At 54.3% G+C, this 1,774-nt stretch carries 2 protein-coding genes; both read right to left on the reverse strand.

Going from position 1 to position 1,774, the window contains the following annotated elements; translation table 11 throughout:
- Positions 1–249: 249 nt before the first annotated feature.
- Positions 250–1,113 (reverse strand): translation elongation factor Ts, encoded by an 864-nt coding sequence (tsf, locus tag ACIQU2_RS28785; protein WP_150709957.1) that lies wholly within the window; start codon positions 1,111–1,113, stop codon positions 250–252.
- Between the two features lie 192 nt (positions 1,114–1,305).
- Positions 1,306–1,774 (reverse strand): 30S ribosomal protein S2 (gene rpsB, locus ACIQU2_RS28790; RefSeq protein WP_403145953.1); only part of this gene is annotated, 469 nt, incomplete at its 5' end.

Here is a 1,774-nt window from a genome sequence, read left to right on the forward strand (position 1 = left end):
TTATCGCGAGCCTGAGAACCACTGCCGTGCTGAGCCATTGCGAATCTCTCCTGCGGCGTATTTTAAAAATTCTTTGCGAGCTGTTTACAGCTGGCGTTCACTCTAGCTTGGCGCTGCTTCAGCGCCATCGGAACATGGCTTTGTAAGCCAGTTCCAAAGGGAAACCAATTAAAAATTGGTGCCCCATCTGAAAAGAGGCTGCGCGCGTAAGCGGGCAGCCTCTTCAGGGCGACAGTTATAAAAACCGTCTTATTGCTTGGCGGCAGCCAGCTGGGCAGCAACTTCTTCAGCGAAGTTGTCGACCGGTTTCTCGATGCCATCGCCTACTTTGAAGTAGGTGAAGGAAACGATTTCAGCACCGGCTTTCTTCGCCAGTTCGCCGACCTTGATTTCAGGGTTCTTGACGAACGCCTGTTCAACCAGACTCGCTTCAGCCAGGAACTTGCTGATACGGCCTTTGACCATATTTTCAACGATGTTTTCCGGCTTGCCGGCGATCTTGTCAGCGTTGAGGGTCAGGAACACGCCTTTCTCGCGTTCGACCGCTTCAGCGGAAACTTCCGATGGCAGCAGGAATTCAGGGTTAGTCGCCGCTACGTGCATGGCGATGTCTTTGGCCAGCTCAACGCTGCCGCCTTTAAGGGCAACCACAACACCGATCTTGTTGCCGTGCAGGTAACCACCAACAACGTCACCTTCAACGCGAGCCAGGCGACGGATGTTGACGTTTTCGCCAACCTTGCCGACCAGAACCAGGCGATCGGCTTCTTGAGCTTCGATCAGCGGAGCGACATCAGTCAGTTTGTCAGCGAACGCTTTTTCAACGCTGGAAGCAACAAATGCCTTGAAGTCGTCCTGCAGAGCCAGGAAGTCGGTCTGCGAGTTCACTTCCAGCAGAACGGCGGATTTACCGTCTTCCTTGAGAGCGATCGCGCCTTCAGCGGCAACGTTGCCAGCTTTCTTGGCAGCCTTGATGGCGCCCGAAGCACGCATGTCATCAATGGCTTTTTCGATGTCGCCGCCAGCCTTGGTCAAGGCCTTTTTGCAGTCCATCATGCCTTCGCCAGTACGCTCGCGCAGTTCTTTGACCAACGCTGCAGTAATCTCTGCCATTTCAAAATTCCTCTTGGATAGGTTTTCAACCATTCCACCCGATCGAACGGGCGATCAATTCTTCCCGAACCACCCTTGCTGGTTGCTGCAGGTTACAAAGGCTGTAACTGCGCTGCCGACAAACGGTTTTCGAGGTGGCAAAAAGGGGGCCAAGCCCCCTTTTTGCTTACTGAGTCAACGCCAAGGCGTCAATTACTCAGCTGCTGCTACCGGAGCTTCTTCAACGAACTGCTCGGTGCCGCCAGCAACGTGGTTGCGACCGCGGATAACAGCGTCAGCCATCGAACCCATGTACAGCTGGATAGCGCGGATTGCGTCATCGTTGCCTGGGATGATGTAGTCAACGCCTGCCGGGCTGCTGTTGGTATCGACTACGCCGATAACCGGGATGCCCAGCTTGTTGGCTTCGGTGATCGCGATGCGCTCGTGATCAACGTCGATAACGAACAGAGCGTCTGGCAGACCGCCCATGTCCTTGATACCACCCAGGGAACGATCGAGCTTCTCAAGATCGCGAGTGCGCATCAGCGCTTCTTTCTTGGTCAGCTTGGCGAAAGTACCGTCTTCGGCTTGCACTTCAAGGTCACGCAGACGCGTGATGGAAGCACTGATGTTTTTGTTGTTTGTTAGCTTGCGGCGGATGCTTCGGTGTTGTTCTTTG

The sequence above is a fragment of the Pseudomonas sp. NPDC098740 genome, assembly GCF_044760065.1.
Lineage (GTDB): Bacteria > Pseudomonadota > Gammaproteobacteria > Pseudomonadales > Pseudomonadaceae > Aquipseudomonas > Aquipseudomonas rossensis.